27 protein-coding genes and 3 tRNA genes are annotated in these 25,362 nt (G+C 39.5%); 12 read left to right on the plus strand and 18 right to left on the minus strand.

Annotated features, from left to right (window positions below; translation table 11 throughout):
* The first annotated feature begins 128 nt into the window (after positions 1 to 128).
* Both dusB and fis read left to right on the plus strand, forming a co-directional pair.
* Positions 129 to 1,109 carry a tRNA dihydrouridine synthase DusB gene (gene dusB, locus DPV95_RS02540; RefSeq protein ID WP_049368236.1) on the plus strand — a complete coding sequence of 327 codons (981 nt, stop codon included), beginning with the start codon at positions 129 to 131 and terminating at the stop codon, positions 1,107 to 1,109.
* Positions 1,103 to 1,402: a DNA-binding transcriptional regulator Fis gene (gene fis / locus DPV95_RS02545; RefSeq protein WP_005696908.1), complete on the plus strand. Its 300-nt coding sequence runs from the start codon at positions 1,103 to 1,105 to the stop codon at positions 1,400 to 1,402. The genes dusB and fis overlap by 7 nt, the downstream gene beginning before the upstream one ends.
* 50 nt (positions 1,403 to 1,452) lie before the next feature.
* Here the strand turns inward: fis and DPV95_RS02550 are convergent, their stop codons facing one another.
* From DPV95_RS02550 to bcp, 4 genes are all read right to left on the minus strand, one after another.
* Positions 1,453 to 2,253: an energy transducer TonB gene (locus DPV95_RS02550; protein ID WP_049368235.1), complete on the minus strand. Its 801-nt coding sequence runs from the start codon at positions 2,251 to 2,253 to the stop codon at positions 1,453 to 1,455.
* Positions 2,250 to 2,726: a TonB system transport protein ExbD gene (gene exbD / locus DPV95_RS02555; RefSeq protein WP_005696906.1), complete on the minus strand. Its 477-nt coding sequence runs from the start codon at positions 2,724 to 2,726 to the stop codon at positions 2,250 to 2,252. Before exbD ends, DPV95_RS02550 begins: the two co-directional genes overlap by 4 nt.
* A gap of 2 nt (positions 2,727 to 2,728) precedes the next feature.
* On the minus strand, positions 2,729 to 3,181 hold the full coding sequence (exbB, locus tag DPV95_RS02560; RefSeq protein ID WP_005696904.1) for a TonB-system energizer ExbB: 453 nt from the start codon (positions 3,179 to 3,181) through the stop codon (positions 2,729 to 2,731).
* A gap of 173 nt (positions 3,182 to 3,354) precedes the next feature.
* The gene (gene bcp / locus DPV95_RS02565; RefSeq protein WP_049368234.1) at positions 3,355 to 3,822 is read right to left on the minus strand and encodes a thioredoxin-dependent thiol peroxidase; all 468 of its coding nucleotides are present in this window, start codon (positions 3,820 to 3,822) and stop codon (positions 3,355 to 3,357) included.
* 112 nt (positions 3,823 to 3,934) lie between these two features.
* On the opposite strand from bcp, the gene dapA reads away from it, so the two are divergent.
* Both dapA and bamC read left to right on the plus strand, forming a co-directional pair.
* A complete protein-coding gene (dapA, locus tag DPV95_RS02570) occupies positions 3,935 to 4,831 on the plus strand; it encodes a 4-hydroxy-tetrahydrodipicolinate synthase (protein ID WP_049368233.1) in 897 nt (298 codons plus the stop codon).
* 100 nt (positions 4,832 to 4,931) lie between these two features.
* The gene (bamC, locus tag DPV95_RS02575) at positions 4,932 to 5,933 is read left to right on the plus strand and encodes an NlpB/DapX family lipoprotein (RefSeq protein ID WP_049368232.1); all 1,002 of its coding nucleotides are present in this window, start codon (positions 4,932 to 4,934) and stop codon (positions 5,931 to 5,933) included.
* A 60-nt stretch (positions 5,934 to 5,993) separates the two neighbouring features.
* Here bamC and DPV95_RS02580 read toward each other — a convergent pair whose 3' ends face one another.
* From DPV95_RS02580 to arsC, 3 genes are all read right to left on the minus strand, one after another.
* Positions 5,994 to 6,290, minus strand: coding sequence for a DUF5377 family protein (locus tag DPV95_RS02580; protein ID WP_049368231.1), 297 nt, complete (start codon positions 6,288 to 6,290; stop codon positions 5,994 to 5,996).
* Between the two features lie 25 nt (positions 6,291 to 6,315).
* Positions 6,316 to 6,570 (minus strand): alternative ribosome-rescue factor A, encoded by a 255-nt coding sequence (locus tag DPV95_RS02585; protein WP_049368230.1) that lies wholly within the window; start codon positions 6,568 to 6,570, stop codon positions 6,316 to 6,318.
* A gap of 65 nt (positions 6,571 to 6,635) precedes the next feature.
* Positions 6,636 to 6,986 (minus strand): arsenate reductase (glutaredoxin), encoded by a 351-nt coding sequence (arsC, locus tag DPV95_RS02590; protein WP_049363360.1) that lies wholly within the window; start codon positions 6,984 to 6,986, stop codon positions 6,636 to 6,638.
* Between the two features lie 94 nt (positions 6,987 to 7,080).
* Between arsC and DPV95_RS02595 the strand changes: the two genes are divergently transcribed.
* Positions 7,081 to 8,127: an AI-2E family transporter gene (locus DPV95_RS02595; protein WP_049368229.1), complete on the plus strand. Its 1,047-nt coding sequence runs from the start codon at positions 7,081 to 7,083 to the stop codon at positions 8,125 to 8,127.
* A gap of 36 nt (positions 8,128 to 8,163) precedes the next feature.
* Here DPV95_RS02595 and tsaA read toward each other — a convergent pair whose 3' ends face one another.
* Positions 8,164 to 8,901, minus strand: a complete 738-nt coding sequence (gene tsaA, locus DPV95_RS02600; protein ID WP_049368228.1) for a tRNA (N6-threonylcarbamoyladenosine(37)-N6)-methyltransferase TrmO — start codon at positions 8,899 to 8,901, stop codon at positions 8,164 to 8,166.
* Between the two features lie 61 nt (positions 8,902 to 8,962).
* Between tsaA and DPV95_RS02605 the strand changes: the two genes are divergently transcribed.
* The 3 genes from DPV95_RS02605 to DPV95_RS02615 all read left to right on the plus strand — a co-directional run bounded on the left by DPV95_RS02605 (position 8,963) and on the right by DPV95_RS02615 (position 11,973).
* The gene (locus DPV95_RS02605) at positions 8,963 to 9,874 is read left to right on the plus strand and encodes a 1,4-dihydroxy-2-naphthoate polyprenyltransferase (protein ID WP_049368227.1); all 912 of its coding nucleotides are present in this window, start codon (positions 8,963 to 8,965) and stop codon (positions 9,872 to 9,874) included.
* A 45-nt stretch (positions 9,875 to 9,919) separates the two neighbouring features.
* Complete coding sequence (gene rraA / locus DPV95_RS02610; RefSeq protein ID WP_049368226.1) at positions 9,920 to 10,420, plus strand: ribonuclease E activity regulator RraA; 501 nt, start codon at positions 9,920 to 9,922, stop codon at positions 10,418 to 10,420.
* Positions 10,421 to 10,584: 164 nt separating this feature from the next.
* Positions 10,585 to 11,973 carry a DASS family sodium-coupled anion symporter gene (locus tag DPV95_RS02615; RefSeq protein WP_049368225.1) on the plus strand — a complete coding sequence of 463 codons (1,389 nt, stop codon included), beginning with the start codon at positions 10,585 to 10,587 and terminating at the stop codon, positions 11,971 to 11,973.
* Positions 11,974 to 12,035: 62 nt separating this feature from the next.
* Here the strand turns inward: DPV95_RS02615 and plsB are convergent, their stop codons facing one another.
* On the minus strand, positions 12,036 to 14,492 hold the full coding sequence (gene plsB, locus DPV95_RS02620) for a glycerol-3-phosphate 1-O-acyltransferase PlsB (protein ID WP_049368224.1): 2,457 nt from the start codon (positions 14,490 to 14,492) through the stop codon (positions 12,036 to 12,038).
* 218 nt (positions 14,493 to 14,710) lie between these two features.
* On the opposite strand from plsB, the gene lexA reads away from it, so the two are divergent.
* Both lexA and dapF read left to right on the plus strand, forming a co-directional pair.
* The gene (gene lexA / locus DPV95_RS02625) at positions 14,711 to 15,337 is read left to right on the plus strand and encodes a transcriptional repressor LexA (protein WP_005696887.1); all 627 of its coding nucleotides are present in this window, start codon (positions 14,711 to 14,713) and stop codon (positions 15,335 to 15,337) included.
* Between the two features lie 121 nt (positions 15,338 to 15,458).
* Entirely contained in the window at positions 15,459 to 16,283 is an 825-nt protein-coding gene (gene dapF / locus DPV95_RS02630; protein ID WP_049368223.1) for a diaminopimelate epimerase, read from the plus strand.
* Between the two features lie 51 nt (positions 16,284 to 16,334).
* On the opposite strand, the gene DPV95_RS02635 is transcribed toward dapF, so the two are convergent.
* The 6 genes from DPV95_RS02635 to dauA all read right to left on the minus strand — a co-directional run bounded on the left by DPV95_RS02635 (position 16,335) and on the right by dauA (position 22,319).
* Positions 16,335 to 17,087 (minus strand): carbonic anhydrase, encoded by a 753-nt coding sequence (locus DPV95_RS02635; RefSeq protein ID WP_049368222.1) that lies wholly within the window; start codon positions 17,085 to 17,087, stop codon positions 16,335 to 16,337.
* 153 nt (positions 17,088 to 17,240) lie between these two features.
* Complete coding sequence (dusC, locus tag DPV95_RS02640) at positions 17,241 to 18,173, minus strand: tRNA dihydrouridine(16) synthase DusC (protein WP_049368221.1); 933 nt, start codon at positions 18,171 to 18,173, stop codon at positions 17,241 to 17,243.
* On the minus strand, positions 18,173 to 19,039 hold the full coding sequence (gene djlA / locus DPV95_RS02645; RefSeq protein WP_049368220.1) for a co-chaperone DjlA: 867 nt from the start codon (positions 19,037 to 19,039) through the stop codon (positions 18,173 to 18,175). The genes dusC and djlA overlap by 1 nt, the downstream gene beginning before the upstream one ends.
* A gap of 106 nt (positions 19,040 to 19,145) precedes the next feature.
* Positions 19,146 to 19,787 (minus strand): orotate phosphoribosyltransferase, encoded by a 642-nt coding sequence (gene pyrE, locus DPV95_RS02650; protein WP_049368219.1) that lies wholly within the window; start codon positions 19,785 to 19,787, stop codon positions 19,146 to 19,148.
* A 9-nt stretch (positions 19,788 to 19,796) separates the two neighbouring features.
* The gene (gene rph / locus DPV95_RS02655; protein WP_005696880.1) at positions 19,797 to 20,513 is read right to left on the minus strand and encodes a ribonuclease PH; all 717 of its coding nucleotides are present in this window, start codon (positions 20,511 to 20,513) and stop codon (positions 19,797 to 19,799) included.
* Between the two features lie 63 nt (positions 20,514 to 20,576).
* On the minus strand, positions 20,577 to 22,319 hold the full coding sequence (gene dauA / locus DPV95_RS02660; protein WP_049368218.1) for a C4-dicarboxylic acid transporter DauA: 1,743 nt from the start codon (positions 22,317 to 22,319) through the stop codon (positions 20,577 to 20,579).
* 123 nt (positions 22,320 to 22,442) lie between these two features.
* On the opposite strand from dauA, the gene DPV95_RS02665 reads away from it, so the two are divergent.
* Positions 22,443 to 22,532 (plus strand) — tRNA-Ser (locus DPV95_RS02665).
* A gap of 159 nt (positions 22,533 to 22,691) precedes the next feature.
* Here DPV95_RS02665 and DPV95_RS02670 read toward each other — a convergent pair.
* Together DPV95_RS02670 and DPV95_RS02675 are read right to left on the minus strand one after the other, a co-directional pair.
* Positions 22,692 to 22,768, minus strand: a tRNA-Arg gene (locus tag DPV95_RS02670).
* A gap of 52 nt (positions 22,769 to 22,820) precedes the next feature.
* A tRNA-Pro gene (locus DPV95_RS02675) sits at positions 22,821 to 22,897 on the minus strand.
* A 178-nt stretch (positions 22,898 to 23,075) separates the two neighbouring features.
* Between DPV95_RS02675 and folD the strand changes: the two genes are divergently transcribed.
* Entirely contained in the window at positions 23,076 to 23,933 is an 858-nt protein-coding gene (gene folD, locus DPV95_RS02680; protein ID WP_049367019.1) for a bifunctional methylenetetrahydrofolate dehydrogenase/methenyltetrahydrofolate cyclohydrolase FolD, read from the plus strand.
* A gap of 42 nt (positions 23,934 to 23,975) precedes the next feature.
* On the opposite strand, the gene DPV95_RS02685 is transcribed toward folD, so the two are convergent.
* Positions 23,976 to 25,310, minus strand: coding sequence for an NAD(P)/FAD-dependent oxidoreductase (locus DPV95_RS02685; RefSeq protein WP_111406611.1), 1,335 nt, complete (start codon positions 25,308 to 25,310; stop codon positions 23,976 to 23,978).
* Positions 25,311 to 25,362: the final 52 nt, after the last annotated feature.

Raw genomic sequence — 25,362 nt, forward strand, 5'->3', positions numbered from 1 at the left:
AAAAGTGCATTTTTTGAACAAAATTCACTTTGCAAAAAAAAGAAAAATGCGTAATATAGCACCCCTTGTCGGTTGCTATTGTGGCCTGACTTGCTGGAGATAGGACTTGTAATTGGGGATAACATAAAATGCGAATTGGTTCTTACGAATTAAAAAATCGTATTTTATTGGCACCCATGGCAGGTATCACGGATCAGCCCTTTCGACGTTTATGTGCCCATTATGGTGCAGGATTAACGTTTTCAGAGATGATGTCCACTAATCCACAAGTTTGGCATACAGAGAAATCGAAACTTCGTTTAGCACATAGTGAAGAGTTGGGATTAAATGCGGTGCAAATCGCAGGTTCTGATCCTTTAGAAATGGCCCAAGCTGCAGCAATTAATGTAGCCTATGGTGCTGAAATTATCGACATCAATATGGGCTGTCCCGCAAAGAAAGTAAATCGAAAATTAGCGGGCTCTGCACTGCTTCAATTTCCTGATTTAGTGGAAAAAATTTTAAAAGAAGTGGTGAATGCCGTTGATGTGCCTGTGACGTTAAAAATTCGCACAGGTTGGGATAAGGCAAATCGAAACTGTGTGCAAATCGGCAAAATTGCAGAACAATCTGGTATTCAAGCTTTAACCATTCACGGGCGGACGAAAGAATGCTTATTTGAAGGGGAAGCGGAATACGACAATATTCGAGCAGTCAAACAATCAATTTCAATTCCTGTTATTGCGAATGGTGATATTGATTCTGCATCGAAAGCGAAAAAGGTACTTGAGTACACAGGTGCCGATGCAATAATGATCGGTCGTGCCGCACTAGGCAATCCATGGCTTTTTCAAGCCGTCGAGGCCTTAGTGGAACATGATTCGATAATTCAAACTCCAAGTTTGCGTGAAAAGTGCGGTCATATTTTGCGTCATATTCAGGAACTTCATCAGTTCTATGGTGAGCAAAAAGGCTATCGAATAGCCCGTAAGCACGTGGCTTGGTATTTACAGGGAATTCAACCCGATTCCGTTTTTAGACAGACTTTTAACGCAATTAATGAACCGAAAGAGCAGTTAATTGTGCTGGAAGATTTTTTAAATTCAATTTTGGATAAAGAAAAATGTTAGAACAACAACGTAGTCCGTCTGAAGCGTTAACCGTTTCAGTTTTAAACTCTCAATCACAAGTAACAAACAAACCATTACGTGATTCAGTAAAACAAGCTTTACGCAATTACTTATCACAATTAGATGGTCAAGATGTGAATGATCTTTACGAATTAGTATTAGCGGAAGTTGAACACCCGATGTTAGATATGATTATGCAATACACCCGCGGTAACCAAACCCGTGCAGCAAACATGCTCGGCATTAACCGTGGTACATTGCGTAAGAAATTGAAAAAATACGGTATGGGCTAATTAAGATTAGCAAAAGAAAAGGCGAACATGATGTTCGCCTTTTTATTTATCTATTGAATGGTGAAGCTAATTGGTACACTGACTGAAGAGGTAAATCCAGCTGGTTTTGGACCAACAGGTCTCGCACTTCTCACCGCTTCCAGTGCTGCGTTGTCTAAGCTTTCATCTCCAGAGGAATTCGTTACTCGTTCTCCTGATAAGGAGCCATCTGCCCCTACGCTAAAACTCACGCTCACAACACCTTGTTTACGCATCATCTTCGCACGAGCAGGATAGCGTTTGTGCCGTTCAATTTCACGTCGAATAGCCGCACGATAAGCATTTAGCTCATCCGTATTGGCACCTGAGCCACCTTGAACACCATTTGTACCAGGTTGTCCTGTAGTTGTTGCTTTAGAATTTGCTGTAGCCGTTGAATTGATATTTTTATCACCAATCGGTAAATTTTTCGGCATTTCTACTGGTTTCTCTGTTTTTACCTCATTTTTAGGCTTTTCTTTTGGCTTCTCTTTAGGTTTTGGTTTCGGCTTTTCTATTGGTTTTTCTGGTTTTTTCTCAGGTTCTTTTTTCTTTTCAGGCTCTGGTTTTTTCGTTGGATCCTCAACGATGTCGTGTTTTTCAGGCTCTGGTTCCACCTGTTGAGGTTCAGGTTCCGGTTCTGGAGTGGGTTCTTCCACTCGCATTCCTTGAATCATTTCCATTGAAATCGTTGTGGATATTTCACCTGGCGCATCGCTCGCAGCTTCATGTGGCGTATGCCAGTTCCAAAATAACGCACCAAGGATGCTACCATGAATCAATAAAGAAATAAGCAAACCTAATAATGATCGTTTGGTTTGTTGGCTGTTCATTGACTACGTCCTACTCCAACGCCTCCGCTTGCAACTCCACCTACTTCAGGCGTATTTTTTGATTCATTTCCTTGAGTTGTTTTGCTTGGAGCGCCTTTATCTTTCATGGAAACAATAACAACATTTTTGATTTCATTTTTCGATAACATATCGGTAATGGTTACGAAATCTTGGAAGGAAGCTTCAGCATCAATTTTTAACGTTACTTTTTGATCTTTATTCCAACCCATAATTTCTTTTTCAAGCGCTTCTTGTGAAATAGGCTTATCGTTAAAATAAAGTTGCTTGTCAGCTGTAACCGTTAATAATTTTGTTAATTCATCTGACTTGAATGCGACCGTTGAACTCGCTTTGGGCACATTTACCTTAATTTTTCCTTGGGAAATAAAGGATGCGGTGACCAACACTATCGCTAATAACACCAACATAATGTCGATGAAAGGAATAATGTTGATTTCATCAAATTTTTTCACGATTATTCCTTATCTTTCTGAGCGTTTAATACTTTCCATTTCAATCGGTTAACTTCTACTTTACGACCTAAGCCGTTATAGAACATCATAGACGGAATAGCGACTAAAATACCAAGTGCGGTTGCTTTTAATGCAAGAGAAAGGTGCATCATAATAGCACCTGCGTCGACTTCGCCATCACCATGGCCAATTTGGAAGAAAGTTAATAAAATTCCAATTACCGTACCTAATAGACCAACATAAGGTGCGTTAGCACCGACAGTGGAGATCACCGTCATATTGCGATTTAAATCAATTTCAAGTGCGTGAATATTGGAATATTTTGCTACGTCCACACGCTTTAAAAAGATAAAACGCTCAATCACGGCTGCAAGCATGATTACACTCATAACAAGTAGAAGTCCAATAATAATGTAATCACTGTATTGTTGTAAAAACTCAAAAAGTTGTAGCATTTGATAGTCCTTGAATGTTTAATAAAAACTCAAAATTAATTGAGAATGAATTTCAATTAGATTGGGAATTTTACCAAATGGAAAATAGAGCGTAAATATAAATTAGAAAAATGAACGATTTTTTGACCGCACTTTGAGATAAATCACAGAAGTGCGGTTGTTTGAGCAGTATTTTAAAGAGAGTGTAAGTAATCTAGGACAAATTGATGATGTTCACCTGTTTTGAATTTATCAAAAACGTGCAGAATTTTACCTTGTTCATCAATGAGGAAACTAATACGATGAATACCATCATAAGTGCGCCCCATAAATTTCTTCTTGCCCCATACACCAAATTGCTCGGCAACCTGGTGATCTTCATCAGAAAGTAAAGTGAAATTGAGTGACTTTTTCTCAACAAATTGAGCGAGTTTTTTAGGGGAATCTGTACTGATGCCTAAAATAACTACACCTAATTTTTCTAGTTCACTTTTGGCATCACGCAAACCACAGGCTTGGGTTGTACAGCCTGGTGTTAAGGCTTTTGGATAAAAATACACGAGGATTTTTTTACCTTTGAAATCGCTGAGTGAAATAGGTTGATTGTCTTGATTTAAGAGTGTGAATTGCGGCGCTAAATCACCCACTTGTAATTTTTTCATAAAAAATCCTTAAAAATGAGAAAAATGATTTGTAAATTCAGACTATTTTAGCGATTATAACTGAGTATTTTCAAATATTATTAAATGCAGAATAGATGTGAATGGAGTACTTATGACTACGCAAAAACCTTTATTTTCAGGCAGTATTGTTGCTTTAGTAACCCCGATGGATAACCACGGGAATATTGATTTTGAAACATTAAAAAAACTCATTGAATTTCATATCGATGCTGGTACTAATTCTATTGTATCGGTAGGCACAACAGGAGAATCTGCAACATTAAGCATTGAAGAAAATGTGAAAGTGATAGAAAAGACAGTTGAGTTAGCAAAAGGTCGTATCCCAATTATCGCAGGCACCGGCGCCAATGCAACAAGCGAAGCTATCGTGATGACAAAATTATTACGTGATAGTGGCGTGGCCGGTTGTTTATCTGTAGTGCCTTACTACAATAAACCGACTCAGGAAGGCATGTTCCAACATTTTAAAGCCATTGCCGAATGTACGGACCTACCACAACTTCTTTATAATGTACCAGGTCGTACCGGTAGTGATATGAAACCTGAAACCGTGGCGCGTTTAGCTCAAATTGATAACATTGTGGGCATTAAAGAAGCGACGGGTGATGTTTCACGTGTTACTGCTATTAAAGAATTAGCAGGTAAAGATTTCATCGTGTTAAGCGGTGATGATGCAACAGGTTTAGAAGCCATGAAATTAGGCGGTGAAGGTGTTATTTCGGTGACGAATAACCTCGCAGCAAAAGATATGGCGGCAATGTGTCGTTATGCTTTAGCGGGCGATTTTGCGAAAGCAGAAGAAATTAATGCCCGTTTAATGCCTTTACATAAGAATTTATTTATTGAATCAAATCCAATCCCTGTCAAATGGGCAGCATATCGTTTAGGTTTAATTAAGACTCCACATTTACGTTTACCTCTTACTGTGTTAAGCGAAAGCGCTCAAGTAAAAGTAGAAGAAGCATTAAAAGTTGCTGGCTTAATTTAATGAATTAAAGGGTTGTTTTTACAGCCCTTTAAACTTTCGACTTTTTTATTTGTCAAAGAGCGGTCATTATTTTAATTATTTTTATTGAAGGATTTAAGGAATGAAAAAAATCGTACTGAGTTTAGTCGCTTCAGCATTGTTATCGGCGTGTTCAAACAGCGTAGAAAAAATGCAGACGGCTAACGACACTTATCAAAATTCTGATCGTGAAATACCGAGCTTTTCACCTTTAGCAAGCGGCGGTATAACATTGCCGCAAGCCGATCCGACTTATGAACTTCCTCAGCTTAATGCGAAAAAAGAACGCGTAGATATTCGCCCACCTTCAACCCCATTAGCGATTATTAAAAATTCTTTAACACAATTTGATGGTGAACGTGCATTGATTGTTTATACGGATGCACAAGCAGAGCTTTATAATCTCAAGCAAGTTGAGCGTTTATTGAAAGAAGAAGGCACGAATTCAACTTTAAATGGTGCGGTATTAATTAGCGATTGGGCGCCAACAGGTCGTGCAGATGATAAAGCCAATACAGAGATCCGTTATAAAATTGAACAAGTTACGGCGCAAGATGCAAGTGCGTTAGCGGTTTCTGTCGAGCAAATGCGTCGTGATGGTGTGATTTACACACCAAATCAAGCAGATAAACAGCGCTATGCATCTGATCGTTTAAATCGCTTTGTTTCTGCTCTAACCAGCGCTTATAACAAGCAACAACAAGATCTAAATAACGCCTCAGCGGGGCCTTTCCAATCAGGTTTAATTACTGATGCGAATGGTAGAATGGCATTAGGTATGGATGCAAGTTTTGGCCAAGCATGGCAACGTTTAGGTTCAACTTTACCGAAATTAGGCTTTAACGCAACATCTGAATCAGCCGGTCGTGGTTATCGCGAATTGAAATATAAACCATTAGATAAACAAGAGTGGTTACGTTTAGGTGTGAATCCGCCTAATCTAGAAAAAGGTGTTTATCGAATGCAAATTTCCGCAGTGGGTAAACAAAGTGCGGTTGTGATCACTGATGAAGACGGCAAGACACTACCAAATGAAGCGGCTCAATCCTTGTATTCAGCATTAAGTGTATTGCTTGCACAATAATATGAGTTGAGAAATAAAAAGTGCGGTTCAATTTGACTGCACTTTTTTATTGGAAAAGATTTATTCGGCTTTCACGCCTAAGTGACCAATTTTTACGCCTAGGTTACCAAGAGAAACAGGATCCAAATAATCACCTAAGAATTTGAATAACTCACCTAATTCCCTAAATGAGCGTTTGATTTTTACTTGATCTTCTACTTTACGCACAAATTCATAACGCACATTTTCGCCTTCAAAATAAGCCGTGAGCGTGAGATAAATGGTTTCAAAAAAGTGGCTTTGAGCACCTTCTTCACCTGGATCACTGATACGGACATTCCAAGTATTGTTAAATAAAACTTCTGTTTTGATTGACATATAGACTTCCTCTGTTTGTTATTTTTTATACTGAAATTGAAACGAAAAAACCGATGATAAAATTTCTGAAATTAAAAACTTTATCATCGGGCTTTTCAAACCAATTGCTCGCATATTTTGCTTTGCGTTGATAACTGCCTTTGCCTTTACGTTTTCTCTCAATGCGTTGGCGAAATAATTTATCGTGTAATAGTACCATCACGGCATTATCTTTCACGACACCTTTGGTGTGTTGATAAATGGGCTGATTTTCAACCGCACTTTTTGTTTTTTTTGTCATATTTACCTCTAAAAAATTGCCGTGAAGTATTTCACGGCAAGTCATTATAGCGAAAATGAATAGAATTACAAAATGGCGAGTACGCTTTCAGGCGGTCGTCCAATTTTGGCTTTTTCACCTTTTACCACAATTGGGCGTTCTAATAGGGCTGAATTTTCACTGATGGCTTTTAATAAATCATCATTAGTTAATGCAGGATTATCTAACCCTAATGATTGATAAAGCTCATCTTTGGTACGCATCATTTTTCTGACATCATCCAATCCTAATTTATTAGCCAGTTGCTGTAATGCTTCAACAGAGTAGTGTTGTTGTAAATAAAGTTCGATAGTCGGTTGAATGCCTTTTTCTTCTAATAAAGCTAGAGTTTCACGGCTTTTTGAACAGCGCGGATTATGATAAATCTTAACAGACATAACGTTTCCTTCTATTTTATGTTGAATGAGTGGATATAGGATTGATTTAAATTTTAACTTATAATGACAAAAAATACTTGTTTAGGAAGACTTTATGTTAGAAATGCTAAAAAATTGGTATAGCCGCCGCTTAAGCGATCCGCAGGCGATGGGGCTACTTGCCATTTTGTTGTTTGGCTTTATTGCGATTTATTTCTTTAGTGATTTAATCGCCCCGTTGCTGATTGCCATTGTATTAGCATATTTATTGGAAATGCCGATTAATTTTCTAACGAAAAAATTAAAATTTCCTCGAATGCTCGCTACGTTAGTCATTTTTGGTGGATTTATAACCTTGGCGTTATTAATTTTCTTCGGGCTTGTGCCAACATTATGGAATCAAACGATTTCCTTATTAAGTGATTTGCCGGCCATGTTCAATAAGTTACATGAATGGTTGTTAGCCCTTCCTGAGCATTATCCTGAACTCATTGATTACACCATGATTGACACCTTTTTTAGTGCTGCTCGTGCGAAGATTTTGGGCTTCGGTGAATCTGCGGTGAAATTGTCGATTACCTCATTAATGAACCTTGTATCACTGGGAATTTATGCGTTTTTAGTGCCATTAATGATGTTCTTTATGCTGAAAGATAAAACTGAGCTTCTTGCTGGAGTGAGTCGCTTTTTACCTAAAAACCGTCTTTTAGCGTCTAAAGTATGGAATGAGATGCAGCAACAAATTGCGAATTATATTCATGGCAAATTGTTAGAAATTTTGATTGTTGGCGTGGTGACTTATATTATCTTTTTAAGCTTTGGTTTAAATTATCCGCTGTTACTTTCTGTTGTCGTAGGTCTCTCTGTCTTAGTCCCTTATATTGGTGCGGTATTGGTGACGATTCCCGTTGCTTTAGTCGCCATGTTCCAGTTTGGCATTTCCCCAACGTTTTGGTATTTAATTGTGGCCTTTGCGGTGAGTCAACTTCTAGATGGAAACTTGTTGGTGCCGTATTTATTCTCTGAAGTCGTTAATCTACATCCTTTAGTAATCATTATTTCGGTGTTGATTTTCGGCGGATTATGGGGGTTCTGGGGCGTATTCTTCGCTATTCCGTTGGCAACGCTTGTGAAAGCTGTGCTGAATGCATTACCGGATTAGACAGAATTAAAACGATTAAAAGAAAGCTGACGAAAGTCAGCTTTTTTGTTCTTTTAATTTTTGGATATCCAAAATTTCCACACAATTTGTTGTCCCTACTTTAATGCGCCATTTAATATTAAATTCGTACAGACTAATGCCATAAATACGATCGGTTTCTTTGCCTTGTTGATAAGCCGGGCGGGGATCTTGAGCGATCACTTCCGTAATGAATCTTGCTAAGTGCGGTCGATTTTTGTGATATTTTTCTACCGCACTTTGGGCGATTTCTGTAAATTCTACGTTTAATTTTGCAGGTGGTTTTTCTTGTGCAAAACTTGATTTTGCCTCTGGCTCGCTGTCAGCATAGGCAATATAGGGCTTAATATCAAAAATAGGTGTGCCATCGACAAGATCCACGGAGCCTAAATGCAGGAAAACACGTCCATGAATACATTCCACTTGGCGTAATTCAACTTTGGATAAGCCTAGCGGGTTTGGGCGATGTGTAGCGCGTGAAGCAAATACACCGACACGTTGATTGCCGCCTAAACGAGGGGGACGAACAGTGGATTGCCATTTCCCATGTGGTATTTTGTCGAATTGGAAAATAAGCCAAAGATGGCTAAATTGTTCTAAGCCTCGTACCGCTTCTGGCGAATTATACGGAGGGAGCAGTTCCACGATGCCAATACCATCTTGTACTAAATCTGGTTGGCGTGGCACCGAGAATTTTTCTTTGTAAGGTGTGTGAATTACCGCAATTGGGTGAAGCATCAGTGTTAAATCATTCATAAAAAGGCAATTTCCGTGTAGAATACGCCCTTTATTGTAATCAAAAGTGCGGTCAAAAAAAATGACAAATCATAAATTGAAAATGTGGTGGGAAACCGCTCGCCCAAAAACCTTGCCTTTGGCATTGGCTTCTATTTTTACTGGCTCAGCGTTGGCATATTGGGCTGATAAAGAAAGCTTTAATCTCACCGTGATGTTACTTTGCTTGCTCACCACCCTTTTATTGCAAGTCCTTTCCAACTTTGCTAACGATTATGGCGATCATCAAAAAGGGTCAGATACCGAAGAACGTATTGGGCCTTTACGTGGTATTCAGCAAGGTGCAATTTCCGCGAATGAGCTTAAGTGGGGCTTAATTTTAATGGCAGTGAGTTCATTTTTTTCAGGTGCATTCTTAATTGGTATCGCATATCAAAACCTAACAGATTTATTGGCCTTTGCAGGTTTGGGCATTCTTGCCATTATTGCTGCCATTACTTATACCGTTGGAGCGAAACCTTATGGTTATTTAGGTTTAGGCGATCTGTCAGTGCTGCTCTTTTTTGGACTATTAGGTGTAGGTGGAACTTACTATCTCCAAACTCACAGCATTGATAGCTTAATTACTTTACCTGCGCTTGGCTCTGGTCTATTAGCAACAGCGGTTTTAAATATCAATAACTTACGAGACATTGAGCAAGATGCGAAAGTAGGAAAAAATACCCTGGTTGTGCGTATTGGTCCGAAGAAAGGACGTATTTATCATTGTATTTTATTAAGCGTTGCTGCTTTATGTTATGTACTATTTGTTACATCAACAGCATTTAGTTCTTGGCATTTCTTATTTTTATTGGCATTTCCATTATTATTAAAACACGCCTTATTTGTTTATCGCAGCAAAGAGCCCGCAGTGTTGCGTCCGATGTTGGCTCAGATGTCGATGATTTCTTTATTTATCAATATCTTGTTTAGTTTAGGCTTGCTTATCGGCTAAATCGGCTTATACTAGAGAAAAAATTTTAACGACAAGGGGAACATTATGTATATTGATACTTCAGAACTTTGTGATATCTATGCTGATCAAGTGGATGTAGTTGAACCTATTTTTTCTAGCTTCGGTGGTGTAAGCAATTTCTACGGCAAAGTGACGACAGTAAAATGTTTTGAAAATAATGGATTAATTGCCGAAATTCTCGAAGAAAATGGTAATGGCAGAGTGCTTGTCGTAGATGGCGGCGGCGCGGTACGTCGAGCTTTAATTGACGCAGAACTTGCGCAACTTGCTGCAGATAATGACTGGGCGGGCATTATTGTTTATGGTGCAGTACGCCAAATTCAACAACTTGAAAATATTGATATTGGTATTCATGCACTCGCACCAATTCCAGTTGGCGCAGAAGAAAATAATCATGGAGAAAGTGATCTTCCTGTGAATTTTGGTGGTGTGACTTTCTTCCCTGAAGATTATATTTACGCTGATTTAACGGGTATTATTCTTTCACAAGAAGCATTAGATTTAGGCGATTTTGAAGAAGAATAGTTTTGAAATTATTAACACTTTTTAAAGTGTGGTTAGAAATAACCGCACTTTTTTTGTTAAAATTTTTTTGAACAAGATCACATTTTAAACATTTGTTAGTTGAAAGTTTGTAACATTCATTTAACATCAAAAATAGTTCATTTGTAATCAGTTTGGAGGGACTCATGAACGAAACAAACACAACAAAAAATTATAAAAGTGGTATTATTTTTCTGCTGGCAATAGCATGTTTTTTCATTTTATTAAAATCTTTACCTTTCGCACCTAAGGAAAATGCTGGTTTAGCACTATTAGCCTTTGTGGCGATCCTTTGGTTAACTGAAGCATTGCATGTAACAGTTACTGCGTTATTGGTACCATTGATTGCGATTGCACTTGATCTAGTGTCGACGAAACAAGCTTTAGTAGCTTTTGCCGATCCAACCATTTTCTTATTCTTTGGTGGCTTTGCTTTAGCGACAGCTTTACATATACAAAAGCTCGATAAAATGATTGCCAATAAAATCATGGCAATGGCTCGTGGAAATTTATTTGTAGCTATTATGTATCTTTTCTCCATTACTGCTTTCCTTTCCATGTGGATGAGTAACACAGCAACAGCAGCCATGATGTTGCCTCTAGCGATGGGGATCTTAAGTAAGCTTGATAAAGAAAAAGAACATAATACTTATGTCTTCGTATTATTAGGGATTGCATATAGTGCGAGTATTGGTGGTATGGGTACATTAGTAGGTAGCCCACCAAATGCTATCGTTGCAAGTAACTTACATTTAACCTTCTCTGATTGGTTATGGTATGGCTTACCAATTATGGTGATTTTAATGCCATTGATGGTGGGTACACTTTTCATTGTGTTTAAACCAAAACTTCATTTACATTTTGAGCAAAATTTTGAACGTATTGAAATGAATGGCCAACGTGTTTTAACGCTTGTAATTTTTGGTCTCATTGCGCTTTGTTGGGTATTTAGTAGCTATATTAATCCAATCATTTCAGGTGTATTTGGCCTTGCTAAAAATATTGGTAGTTTTGATAGTGTGGTCGCATTACTTGCAGCTGTCATTATTTGTTCAACTGGAGTGGCAAATTGGAAACAAATCCAAGAAAGTACGGACTGGGGCGTATTGATGCTTTTCGGTGGCGGCTTAACTTTAAGTGCAGTCTTAAAAGATTCTGGTGCAAGTAAAGTATTAGCTGATGGTATTGTGTTCTTAGTTCAAGGGCAACATTACTACCTCATTGGTTTATTGGTCGCAACCTTCATTATTTTCTTAACTGAATTTACTTCTAATACCGCGAGTGCGGCATTATTAGTGCCAATCTTTATTTCTATTGCACAATCTCTTGGTATGCCGGAAATTGGTCTTGCTTTAATCATCGGTTTAGGTGCATCTTGTGCCTTTATGTTACCGGTGGCAACACCACCAAATGCGATCGTATTCGGTACGGGACAAGTTCGTCAAAGTGATATGGTTAAAGCTGGATTTATCTTAAATATTGTGTGTATACTCGTTATTGCGACAATAGGATATTATTTCTGGTTAAATAATTAGTCGTGTAAAGAAAAGGGCGTGTTGAGAATATTCAACACGCCCTTTATTATTCCAAGTAAAGATTATTCATCTTTACTTGATTTATCCTCTTCTTCTACTTCAATCTCAACGTCATCTGCTTTGTCTGCAGCACTGTTAATTGTTAAGCAAACTTCGCTAGAAATTAAATGCTCTAAGATTGTAGCAAGTTCGTGTAATTTTTCTTTGTCATCATCGAAATAACCTTCTTCTTTTAAGTTAGCAATGAAGGCCGAGAAGACAGCTTTATCAAAGAACTCTGGTGCGTTAATACCGTGTAATACAGAAAGACGCTGTGCCACTAATTGGCTTTCTTTTTCTAATAAGCCACGAGCAATTCCAGGATCTTTACGTAAAATACTCACAGTGATGTAGTAACGTTGTAATATTTCACGCATACCGGCAGACCAAAGTTGTAAAATCCGCACTTTAGAGCGGTGGATAGATAAGAAATTATCATTGGCTTGGATAACCTCTTGACGCGCAAATTCATCAATAATGGCTTTAATTTGTGTATTTAATTCTTCTTCATTGAAATGAAGGAAGAGTTCACCTTTTAAGAATGGATAAATTTTACGTACCGCATCCAATAATAAATCTTTTTGGATTGCTTCATAATGTAAAACGATACTCGCAACAAGTGAAGGTAACACAAATAAGTGTTGAATATTATTTCGGTAATACGTCATGAGAACAGCAGAATTACGTTCTAAACGAATAATTTCCCCAAAGTTATCTTTTTCAACTAACACGCCAACACGATCTAAGCTTAATACGTGATTAAGCATCGCTTTTGGTGTATCAGTTGGAAGCACCACATCAGTAGAATACGGGACATTCTTTAACATCTCTTGATAACTAGAGAGTTGTTCTAATAACTGTTCATGAGAAAGTGCACGCTGACGAGAAGATAGGAGTGCTGTCCCCACTAAATTCATCCCATTGACTGCTGCCGATTTGTTGATATTTATCATCACTTGATTAGAAATAGAACCCACTGCTTGGTTAAACCACAGCGGTTTATCTTCATGATGTTGTTCTTTCCATTCAGGATAATGGTGGCTAAGGTAATTTGACAGTGTGATTGGCTCACCAAAATTCACAAAACCTTGGCCTAAATTGCGCAATTTTTTAATCACACGTAAAACTAAGCCTGCATTTTCTTTTTCTTTTGCCGCGCCACGTAATTCTTTCGCATAAGTATCTACTTCTAATACGTGCTCATAACCGATATATACTGGCACTATAGAAATTGGACGCGTTTGATTATGTTGAAGCGCTTGTAGTGTCATCGACATCATGCCAGTTTTCGGTGCGAGCAAGCGGCCAGTACGAGAACGGCCTCCTTCAATAAAGTATTCGACAGAATAACCGCGGTGGAATAATTCCCCTAAATATTCACGGAAAATCGCAGAGTAAAGGCGATTGCCTTTAAAGGTGCGGCGAATAAAGAATGCTCCCCAGCTACGGAATAAAGGTCCCGCAGGCCAAAAGTTTAAGTTAATACCTGCTGCAATATGTGGCGGTACAAGACCCTGGTGATAGAGCACATAAGAAAGTAATAAATAGTCAATGTGACTACGGTGACAAGGCACATAAACAATTTCATGTCCTTCTAGTGCCAGTTTACGCACACGGTCCGCATTTTGTACATTAATACCTGAATAGAGTTTGTTCCATAACCAACGTAAGAAACGATCCGCTGCACGAAGGCTTGAATGGCTAACATCTGCAGCGATTTCATGAAGAATTTTTTCAGCTTCAGCATAGGCTTTTTCACGGCTGATATTTTTTGATTTTGCCTCATCTTCAATCGCATTTTGAATCGCTTGGGAATTTAAGAGTTTATTAAACATTGCTTCGCGGTTTGGTAGGCGAGGGCCTGTTGCCGAAATGCGTTGTTTAGCGAAGTGTATTTTAGCCACACGAGCAAGTTTTTGTGCGATTTTTTCATCTGAACCATGCTCATTTACCATGTAACGCAAAGAGAGCGCTTGAGAAAAACGTACAAAGGTATCACGCCCAAACCAAATTGCTGCAAAGGTTTTTTGAATGCCATTCAATAGACGCAGATTTGGTAAGCTTGCTTTATCTTCTTTACCAGGCGAACGCCCCCAAAGCACAGAAACCGGGATCAGTTGCACATCTAAATCAGCAATATCACGATGCAATTCTAAGTACTTATTGAACACCTTGACCGTTTCATCTTTTGCGCCTTTTGATTTAAAAAAACGACGACCTTCGTCTAAATAGACATAACGTGGTAATGCTACGCCATCAATCACATTCTTTTCAGCCGGATCAGGTAAACCTACGCTCAAACAGTTACGACGGAAAATCACGAAGTCAGTTTGAGAGGTATAAGGTAAAACATAAAGAATAGGTTGATTGATATTGAGTTGAAGCTCTTCGATGGGTTGAGCGGGAATAGGATTATTTTTTACTAAAACCGAAAGCGGTAATTCTAATAATTTACGATAAGTACTTACGATGCCAGACATAATTAATATTCTCTTTTTGTTAGACATTTCTAGGTATTATCAGGCATTTTAACACATTCGACCAGTCAAATTCTAAAAATTTACATTTGAGATTTATGATGAACACTCAAAAATATGAAAAAAATTGACCGCACTTTTACCTCCAGAAAATAGTTGTTGCAATCGTTATCTTTCTGTATATACTAACAGTTATTCTGTATAAAGTAACAGGAGTGTATATGAGACCATTAACTGCCAGACAACAAGAAGTGCTGGAACTCTTAAAACGACATTTAGAAACCACGGGTATGCCGCCAACTCGTGCAGAAATTTCTCGTGAATTAGGCTTTAAATCCCCTAATGCGGCGGAAGAACACTTAAAAGCGCTTGCTCGTAAAGGCGCTATTGAAATTGTGGCGGGGGCTTCTCGCGGTATTCGCATTGTTGATGACAGTGCAAATGATGAGGAAGAAGAAGGCTTACCGCTCATCGGTCGCGTGGCTGCTGGGGAACCAATTTTGGCTGAGCAACATATTGAAGGTACTTATCGTGTTGATGCTAATATGTTCAAACCACAAGCTGACTTTTTATTAAAAGTATATGGCCAATCCATGAAAGATATCGGTATTTTAGACGGCGATCTTCTTGCTGTTCATAGCACAAAAGATGTGCGAAATGGACAGATTGTTGTCGCACGAATTGAAGATGAAGTGACAGTAAAACGCTTAGAGCGTAAAGGTTCTGTTATTTATCTGCATGCAGAAAATGAAGAGTTTCAACCGATTGTGGTGAATCTTGAGGAACAGCCTCATTTTGAAATTGAAGGTATTGCAGTAGGGATTATCCGCAATAACGCTTGGATGTAATGATGAAAGTGCGGTAGGAAAATAAAGTGTTTTTTGACCGCACTTTGTCTATTATGGCTATTTGCCATTCGGCTTATTGCTCTCTATAATGCCAAAAAGTTTTCAAATCAAGGAAGGAAACATGCAGTTTTCCAAAATGCATGGCCTTGGCAATGACTTTGTTGTTGTTGATGCTGTGACACAAAATGCCTATTTTACCCCTGAAACTATTAAACGCTTAGCCGATCGTCATCGTGGCATTGGTTTTGATCAGCTTTTAATTGTTGAGCCACCTTATGATCCGGATTTGGATTTCCATTACCGTATTTTTAATGCGGATGGCAGCGAAGTATCGCAATGTGGAAACGGGGCAAGATGTTTTGCACGTTTTGTCACCTTAAAAGGGCTGACTAATAAAAAGGATATTGCAGTAAGCACGCAAAAAGGAAAGATGGTTTTAACGATAAAAGAAGATGGGCAAATTCGCGTCAATATGGGCGAGCCGATTTGGGAACCGAATAAAATTCCTTTTACAGCAAACAAATTTGAAAAAAATTATATTCTACGTACAGATGTTCAAACGGTGCTTTGTGGTGCAGTATCAATGGGTAATCCACATTGTGTTGTTCAAGTGGACGATATTGAAACGGCCAATGTAGCAGAGTTAGGTCCACTCTTAGAAAGTCACGAACGTTTTCCTGAAAGGGTAAACGCTGGATTTATGCAAGTCGTCAATCGTAACCACATTAAGTTGCGTGTATATGAGCGTGGTGCTGGTGAAACGCAAGCTTGTGGCAGTGGCGCTTGTGCGGCAGCGGCTGTAGGGATTATGCAAGGTTTACTGGATAACAAAGTGCAAGTTGATCTACCAGGTGGTAGCTTACTTATTGAATGGGAAAGCGTAGGCTCACCGCTTTATATGACTGGTGATGCCACTCATATTTATGATGGTAATATTCACCTTTAATCTTTTCTAATCTGAATAAAAATGCGTGGAGGCTATCCACGCATTTTTTATTTATTGTTCAACTTCCACATCACGCTGATTTAATGGTTGCGTTGGGCGGTTGTTTTTCCCTTCCATTTCTTCTATCGCGGCAATTTGTGCTTTGCTTGCTTGAATTGGTGCTTTAAAAATGGTCCAAGCCACGTTTTCACTACAAGGTGGAGTAGTGAGCGATCCATTTAAGCGGAAGCGAGCCATCTCTTTTGGCATTAGCGCTTGAATATCAAGCGGTTGAGCCAATTTTTCTTTTTGTCCAACGGTGAGTTTTTTCTCAACTACTGGCGCTAATGCCGGATTCGCTTCACCTTCATTGACCATTACAGCAACAACCGCCAAAGCTTTATCTTCACTTTGATGGACAAAATGAATTTCTAAAGGATAATGTTGGCGTTTAAAGGTATGTTCACTTGGTGTGTGAAAGTGAAATTGTTTTAAATAATATGGTTTATTGTTGAGAGTAATAAATGGTGCATTTTCTTGTGCAACACTGACTTGCACGGTATGTCCGTTGTTTTCTACTTGATAAGCAGCAGGGAAGTAATTCATCTTAAGTGGTTTATTTGCCACTTTCATGCCATTATCTGCTTCAAGATTAACTGGCGATTGAACTTTCCCTATCTTACAGGTTTGATATTCGGTGAGCAAATCACCCCAATGTTCAGGGCTTTCTTTTCCATTATAAGACCAATGCGCTTTATGTATTTGGGCAAATGATGTTGTGCTTAATGCGATAAGTAAGCTAGAAAGCAATAGACGAGTCTTCATAAGGCACCTCTCCTTTTTTGTGGTATATGCCTCATCGATTCTACTGGTTCTGTATGATAACTTTTTGATTTTGGTCAAGTTTTGTTTGAGTGTTGAACTCATCGTACGAGTGGGGATAATGCTAAAAAAGCCGTCTATTTTGACCGCACTTTTTTAGCCCTGACAGAGTCGTTCTCTCAGGTCTTCTGCAGTTTTGCTGGTTTTAATTCGCTCAAAAACGATATCTGCTTCAGGATATTCTTTATTAAGATAGCGTAGCCATTGTTTGATTCGGGCAACATGATAAAAACCGGAATCATGGAAATTTTCCATTTCCGCATATTTTTGCAAGATCTTTTGAATATCCGTCCAAGACATTTTTTCACAATTTTGTTTGAGTACAAGACTTAGGTTCGGGATATTTAATGCACCACGCCCGACCATTAGATCTTCGCAACCTGTCGCTTTTAAACAGGCTTGACCATCTTCCCAACGCCAAATTTCACCATTAGCAATTACAGGGATCGTCAAGCGCGATCTCACTTCACCGATTTTTTCCCAATTGATGCGATCGGCACGATAGCCATCGACTTTGGTTCTGCCGTGAATGGTGATTTCAGTGGCGCCGCCTTGTTGTACTGCGTCGGCAATTTCAAAAGCTTGTGAAGTGCAATCCCAACCTAATCTTATTTTCACACTGACAGGCAAGTGGTTAGGCACTGTTTGTCTCAAGGCTAGTGTCGCTTGATAAATTAATTCAGGTTGCTTGAGAAGTGCCGCGCCTCCGTTACTCCCATTAACGGTTTTGGATGGACAGCCACAATTTAAATCAATACCATGTGAGCCCAGTTCAATGGCGCGATTGGCATTTTCAGCAAGACAGTTTGGATGTTGACCTAAAAGTTGGACACGAACAGGTGTTCTAGAAAGGGTAAAGCCTTGATTTTTGAGTTCAGGGCAAAGACGATAAAAGACTTTTTCGGGTAAGAGTTGATCCACCACGCGGACAAATTCGGTGATACAGAGATCATATTCATTCACTTCGGTTAAAAGTTGGCGAACGAAAGGATCAAGCACCCCCTGCATGGGGGCGAGGATAACACGCACTATTTCCAGCCTTTCACTTTACAAATTAAATCGTAAGCGGCTTGGATTTGTTGCGCTTTTTCTTTAGCCATCTCCATCATTTCTGGTGGCAAGCCTTTAGCGACTAATTTATCTGGGTGATGTTCATTCATTAAACGACGATATGCACGTTTTACAGCATTGCGATCATTGCTTTCACTCACGCCCAATACTTTATAGGCATCGCTTAATGTTGGGCTTGAAGATTGTTGATATCCGCCTTGTTGTTGGTATTGGTAGCCACCTTGCTGTTGATAACCGCCTTGTTGGTATTGGCGATAGAATCCACCTTGGGTAAATTGGCGAGCTGCAATTTCCATAGCGAGCATTTGCTCAAACTGCATACGGGAAAGACCAAGCTCTTCGGCTACCACATAAAGCACTTCTTTTTCTGAGTCATGTAATTGAGAATCAGCAAAGGCAGCCTGCACTTGCACGTGTAAAAACATTCTCAGCAAGTCAGCTCGTTGTCCACATCCAATGCGGAATTCGCGAATCACCTGACGCAATGGAAAATCCGCTTCTTTACCGCGACGAAAGGCCTCTTGAGCAAGTTTGCGATGACTCTCATCTAATTGCATTTGGTTCATCAACTGATTCGCCAGTTGAATATCTTCTTCTGTCACACGACCTTTGGATTTACTTAAATGCCCAAGTACCGCAAAGGTAGTTTGCATAAAGAGCGCTTGTCGGGTCGTTTTTTTCTTAAAAAAGCTAGAGTTAACCGAACCAAGCTCATAGAGTTTTTTATCAGCGATGGAGCCTAAAATGAGTCCAGCAATGGCACCGAAAAAGCCCCCCCATTTAAAACCGAGAAAAACGCCGATAATCTTTCCAAAAAAATACATTCTCTTCCCCTAAAGTGCGGTCAAAAAGGTCTTTGACAATAATGGGCAGATGTAAATGTCTGCCCCTACATTAATATGGCTTTATTCTTATTTTTCAAGTGATGGATTACACACCATAACTTTCACGATAAGCACGCATCGCTGGTAAATATTGCTGATAATCGGGTTCTTTTTCAATGAATTGCATTAAATCATCCAAATCAATAATGGAAAGCACTTGGCACTGGTAGTCGCGTTCCACTTCTTGAATTGCAGAAAGTTCCCCTTTGCCTTTTTCCTGACGATTTAATGCAATAAATACAGCTGCTAATTTCGCGTTATTGGCTTCAAGATGCGCCATGGATTCACGAATGGCTGTGCCAGCTGTAATGACATCATCGATTAACAACACATTGCCGGTTAGTGGGCTACCGATCAAATTACCGCCTTCACCGTGATCTTTCGCTTCTTTGCGGTTAAAGCAAACCGGTGTATCACGATTAAATTGATTGAATAGTGCAATGGAAACGCTCGTCGCAATTGGAATGCCTTTGTAGGCAGGTCCAAAAATAACATCAAAATCGACCGCACTTGACTGAATTGCCTTCGCATAGAATTCACCTAAGCGAGCAAGATCTGCACCCGTGCTGAATAATCCTGCGTTAAAAAAATAAGGGCTTTTTCGACCTGATTTTAGTGCAAACTCGCCAAATTTAAGCACGTTACGGCTCAAGGCAAATTTAATAAATTCGATTTTGTAGCTTTCCATTTTTTGTTCCTATAAACCTAATGCTTCACGTTGTGCAGCGAAGATTTGTTCGCAGCCTTGTTTTGCTAAGCCTAATAAGGTGAGTAATTCTTCGTGGCTGAATGGTTCGCCTTCTGCGGTACCTTGCACTTCGATCATGCGGCCATCTTCCATCATCACAACGTTCATATCTGTTTCGGCAGCTGAGTCTTCTACATATTCCAAATCACATACAGCCTCACCCTCAACAATTCCAACCGAAATTGCAGCAACCAGACCTTTGATTGGATTAGTTTTTAATGTGCCGTTCGCGATTAAACCGTTGATGGCATCACATAATGCCACTGCGGCACCGGTGATGGAGGCTGTTCTTGTACCGCCGTCCGCTTGAATCACATCGCAGTCTAAGGTGATAGAACGCTCACCAAGGGCTTCTAAGTCAACCATAGCACGTAGTGAACGCGCGATTAAGCGTTGAATTTCCATGGTGCGTCCACCTTGTTTGCCTTTTGCGGCTTCACGTTGCATACGGCTGTGTGTAGAGCGAGGCAACATACCATATTCTGCTGTCACCCAACCTTGATTCTGTCCTTTTAAGAAACGCGGTACGCTTTCATCAACACTCGCCGTACATAAAACTTTAGTATCACCAAATTCCACTAATACAGAGCCTTCCGCATGTTTAGTGTAATTACGGGTGATTTTAATTGGACGAGGCTGATGATTTTCACGATTATTTGGACGCATTCTGAATTCCTTTATTTTTATTGATAAAAAAAGCGCGCTTATTTTAGCACGCTTTTTAGTGTTTTATGGATTTGCTTGTTCAAACTCACGAATTTTATTAAAGACATCTTGTAAATCCGTACCATAATTAATTTTTTGCAATTCAGGTATAGAGTTAGATTTTACTAACATTCTAAGTGGTTGGAATTGCATATTGCACAAGTAGATTTGTTGATGTGGCAACATATGTTGTACAAAGTGAGTGAGAGCGTGAATGCCCCCCGTATCGAGCACGGTCACGGCATCGCACTGCAACACGATATGTTTAATCTCGTGATCGGTATGTACGGTTTTATCGTGTAAATCCGCAAAGAGTTTATCTGCCGCTGCAAAGAATAATGGACCGCTGATACGATAAGCTAATACATCATCGAGATCTTCTGGCACGGGTTGTTCAATCGTTTTTGTCATTTCTGCAATAGTGCGGATAAATAAAAGACTCGCTAATAATACGCCGACAGAGATGGCGATCACCATATCAAATAACACGGTGAGAATTAAGCAGGTGAACAACACAGCAATTTCGTTTTTTGTGGAGCGACGAGCTAAACGAATAATTTCAGGTACATTAGCCATATGCCAAGCTACCATTAATAGCAATGCAGCCATAGAAGAGAGTGGCAAATAAGACAGGGCATTCGCAAAGAATAATAGCGAGAATAAAACTAAGAGTGCATGAATTACACTGGCTATTGGTGATACCGCTCCAGATTTTACATTGGCTGCGGAACGTGCAATTGCCGCGGTTGCCGTAATGCCGCCTAAGAATGGTGAAATAATATTACCTAAACCTTGGGCGAGTAATTCATTATTGGAATGATGTTTGGTATCCGTCATATTATCTAAAATGACCGCGCAAAGTAGCGACTCAATCGCGCCTAATACCGCCATGGAAAAGGCTGCAGGTAAGATATCTTGTATGCGATCAAAACTCCAATTGATGACTTCACCTTGCGCATTCGGAATATTCCAAGGTAAGGCAAATTCAGGTAGTACATTTGGAATGCCATGCCCTGTTGTACCATCGGATAAGGTATATTGGAATGCTGTACCAATGGTTTCAACCGAGAAGCCAAATTGTCCTAAGGCTAATGCCATGAGTGTTCCAATAATGACCGCTGGTAAATGGCCTGGCACAGGTAAACGAAGTTTGTGCCATTGCGTAAGTATAAATAAGGTGACCACACCAACAGCTGTATTCGCCCAGCTAATCGTAGGAAGTGCGGTCAAAATAGCCTGCACTTTTTCAATATAGTGAGATGGCATCTGGGCAATGTCTAAACCTAAGAAATCTTTGATTTGCAAGGTGCCGATGGTGATCCCAATTCCACAGGTAAAGCCAAGTGTAACGGGGAGAGGAATGTACTCAATTAATCGCCCTAATCGCGATAGGGCCATGATGACTAAAATAATTCCCGAAAGCAGCGTTGCCATGAGTAATCCGCTAAGCCCAAATTGTTGTGTGATGGGATATAAAATGACGACAAATGCTGCAGTTGGACCTGAAATATTGAAACGCGATCCACCGGTTAATGCAATCACGATACCCGCTACAATAGCGGTATAAAGACCGTGTTGAGGTGGAACACCACTGGCAATAGCTAAAGCCATGGAGAGAGGAATCGCAATGACTCCCACGGTGAGTCCTGCGATAATATCTTTAATCAATTTTTGTTTCCCGTAACCTTCACGGAAAGATTCTTTCAATGCGCTGAATGGTTTTACAGCTAAAAACACATTTTTAGAAAAGAGTAATTTGATTTGCATAAAAAACAACGATAAAAAAGAATGAGTTTATATTTTAACTAAAAGAAAAAGGATTTTTTATGTTCTAGCTCAAAAAACTTGACTAATCTTGTAGAAATCTTTATATTTCACGCACTTCAAAACGGTGAGATGTCCGAGTGGTTGAAGGAGCACGCCTGGAAAGCGTGTATGTGCGAAAGTGCATCGGGGGTTCGAATCCCCCTCTCACCGCCATTCAAATATTGTCTTTTCTGAATTTAAAATCATCTTTTAAACTAATTTATTTTGAGATCTAGAATTTACGCTATTTTTGTCTGCCTAAACTAAGTGTTAAACTATTACTTTCGCTTAAAAAAGCCAGTTAGAAAAATAATGGCAGATTGAGATGAGTTATGGCACGCCCTAAAGGATTCGAACCTTTGACCCACGCCTTAGAAGGGCGTTGCTCTATCCAGCTGAGCTAAGGGCGCATTTCAAGGGTTACATCTTTTGTATGGAATTTCGAGGGAAATATAAAAGAAGTGGTCGGCGAGATAGGATTTGAACCTACGACCCACTGGTCCCAAACCAGTTGCGCTACCAAGCTGCGCTACTCGCCGACGATTGGGCTCAATTATAGTGAGCTTTTCTTTCCAGTCAATTAATTTTTTAGATTCCTCTTTCAATTGCTCAAAATTATTCCAGTTTTTCAACCGCACTTTTGTTGTCTTTGTAATATAAGACATTGTCAGTTAAAATAGCAAACGTTTACTTAATGCCATCTTGAGGAAAAAACGCATGACTGCTCAAATTATTTCAGGTACTGAACTATCAAAAAAAATTAAATCAGATGTTGCCAGTAAAATCGTATATTATCGTGCTCAAGGCAAACGAGCACCCGGGCTCGCAGTAATTTTGGTGGGGGCAGATCCAGCTTCTCAAGTTTATGTGGGCAGTAAACGTAAAAGTTGTGAAGAGATTGGGATGATATCAAGATCCTATGATTTGCCTGAAACAACCACGGAGGCTGAATTACTTCAACTGATTGATATTTTAAATGCTGATGAAACCATTGATGGTATTTTGGTTCAACTTCCATTACCAGAGCAGATTAATAGTTCATTAGTTATTGAGCGAATTAGTCCTGAAAAAGACGTGGATGGTTTCCACCCTTATAATGTTGGGCGTTTATGTCAGCGTATTCCAACTTTACGCGCTTGCACCCCCTATGGCGTAATGAAATTATTAGAAACCACAGGCATTGATTTACATGGTAAACATGCAGTGATCGTTGGCGCATCAAATATTGTAGGGCGCCCGATGTCACTCGAATTATTGTTGGCTGGTGCAACGGTTACGGTGACTCACCGTTTCACGAAAGATTTAGAACATCATATCCGTCAGGCGGATGTTTTAGTAGTGGCTGTTGGTAAACCTCGTTTTATTCCGGGAGATTGGATTAAAGAAGGGGCAACAGTCATTGATGTGGGGATTAATCGTATCAATGGCAAATTAGTGGGTGACGTGGAATACGATGTGGCGCGACAAAAAGCGGCTTATATTACGCCAGTACCGGGTGGAGTAGGGCCAATGACGGTTGCTATGCTGATGTTTAATACACTTTATGCTTATGAGCATAACAATCAACTGGTTTAAGAAATGAAAAAAGTGCGGTTAAATTTGACCGCACTTTTTGTCTTAATGTAATTTCAATTTTGGTTTTAAATAGTGGTTAAGTTTATCCACTAAAATAATCAAGCCAATCTTAATACATCCATGCAAAGCATGTTGGTGCATACGATATAAAGACACATACGCAAACTGTGCAAATTTACCTTGAACAGTCAGTGGGTTTTTCCCAAATTTATTTGAAATGCTACCTAATGCGGTAAAGCTTGAAAGAGAAACCAAAGTTCCTTTATCGTTGTATTTGAACGCTTTTAATGGTTTTTGCTCAAAAAGTGCAAAGATATTTTTCGCACAAGCTTTTGCCATTTGATGTGCAGCTTGCGCTCTTGGCGGAACTAATTTACCGTTTGGTTGCATTAATGCTGCACAGTCACCAATCGCGAAAATACTGTCATCCACCGTAGTTTGAAGGGTATCTTTTACCACTAATTGATTGATGCGATTAAGCTCTAATCCATCGAATTGCTGTGTCACCGTTGAGGTGCGAACACCTGCCGCCCAAACAATCAGATCAGCTTTGATTTCTTCGCCATCTTTGGTGATAAGCGTGTTTGGCTGGGCTTCTGTGATCATCGTATTTAATTTCACGTTAGCCCCCATTTCTTGCAATTCATCTAATACCGCTGCAGATAAATTTTCGGGTAGAGCAGGCAGTAATCGAGGACCCGCTTCAACTAAAGTGACTTGTAAGCAGGAATTATCAATTTTACCGTAACCGTAAGAAGACAAGTCTTCCGTCGCATGATAAAGCTCAGCAGTTAATTCCACGCCAGTAGCACCTCCGCCAACAATCGCAATATTGACTTTGTTTTCATCCACTAACTTCTGTTTAAATTCTTCTTCTCCGATATCATCTAACGCGCGGTTTTCAGAGAATTTAAGGAATAATTCCAACATTCTTTGTTGGAAGCGAAGTGCTTGATCAGAACTGTCTAAGAAAATACAGTTATCAGCCACGCCTTTTGTATTAAAATCATTCGATTTACTACCGATCGCAATCACTAAGTAATCATAAGGAATACGACGCGCAACCACGAGCATATCGCCTTCTTGCCCATAAACAGGGGCAAGTTCAACATATTTCTGTTCACGATTGATGCGCGTGATCGAACCTTGTTCAAAGCTAAAATGGTGGTTTTTCCCGTGTGCACGATAGCTCAGGGAATCCATACCATCATCCATGACACCTGTGGCAATTTCATGTAATAATGGTTTCCATAAATGGGTCGCATTGCGATCCACAAGCGTCACTTTAGCTTGTTTTTTGCGACCTAATTTGTCGCCTAAAAATGTCGCTAACTCTATGCCGCCGGCGCCCCCGCCAACGATCACGACGTTTTTCATAAAGTACTCCTAAAAGCAAAATTGTTAAAAATGTTAAACTAATGTAATAATA

This window comes from Haemophilus parainfluenzae (genome assembly GCF_003252755.1).
GTDB lineage: Bacteria > Pseudomonadota > Gammaproteobacteria > Enterobacterales > Pasteurellaceae > Haemophilus_D > Haemophilus_D parainfluenzae_N.